This window comes from Erysipelothrix urinaevulpis (assembly GCF_009828835.1).
GTDB lineage: Bacteria > Bacillota_I > Bacilli_A > Erysipelotrichales > Erysipelotrichaceae > Erysipelothrix > Erysipelothrix urinaevulpis.
Genome location: NZ_WTTB01000024.1, coordinates 1 through 988, shown reverse-complemented (window position 1 = coordinate 988; position 988 = coordinate 1). Strand labels below are relative to the sequence as shown.

The following is a 988-nucleotide window of genomic DNA, read 5'->3' as shown; positions in this document are numbered from 1 at the left end:
TCCTATTTTTTCTTCTAGGTCATTTGGTGTAACTAAAGATAAATCCATACCTTTCGGATAGTATTCTCTTAATAATCCATTAGTATTTTCATTTGTACCTCGTTGCCAGGAACAGTAAGGGTCTGCGAAATATACGTCACAGTTTAATGAAGATTCTACTTTTTCGTATCCAGAAAATTCTTTACCTCGATCACATGTTATTGTTTTGACCATATGTTTAGGTAGTACTGACATCATGTTTATTATGGCTTGCGTAACTAACTCTTCTCTTCGATTAGGCAAAACTACTGATAATGTATATCTTGATTTCCTTTCAACTAGGGTGACTAGACAATAAGAACTCTTTCTTACATGTCCAACCCTTCCTGACTCCACAGTATCGGCTTCCCAATGTCCTATCTCTTCACGTTTATATACTGATTTAGGGCGTTTTTTTATTGTTTTCCCTACATTAAATCTTCCCCTGGTTTCTTGTGGCCTTTTAAACTTTCCTTTTCTTCTAAGTTTTCTCATATCGCCTTTTGCGATTAAACCTAAATGAATCCATCTATAAATTGTAGAAAACGATGGAATCCACAATGCAGGGCGCTCTAATTTAGCTCTAAAATATATTTGTTCAGGTGACCAATTAAGGTTGATTTTATCGTTAATATATTTTTGAATATCATAGTTAATCGAAATCCTTCTTCCGCAATTATCTTTCCGTTCATAATATAGTCTTTGTGCAGTAACGGGGTGGTAGACTCCGTTTCTACCTTTATTACGTCTTAGTTCTCTAGATATCGTTGATGGACTTCTATCTAAACATCTAGCTATTGCTCTAATAGACGATCCCTCACTCCTCATTTTCTTTATACATGCACGTTCTTCTATGGTAATATGTTTATAGCTCATGACGTTTCCTCCTGGTTGTATCGACAAATACATTTTACCACGAGACCGTTATGAGTCTTTTTTATTAGTGTTGCACTTAATATACTAATTTATC

At 34.7% G+C, this 988-nt stretch carries 1 protein-coding gene; it reads right to left on the bottom strand.

The features are described from left to right. On the bottom strand, positions 1-894 hold an 894-nt coding region (locus tag GVV10_RS09425; protein WP_159522010.1), incomplete at its 3' end, for an IS30 family transposase. Positions 895-988: the final 94 nt, after the last annotated feature.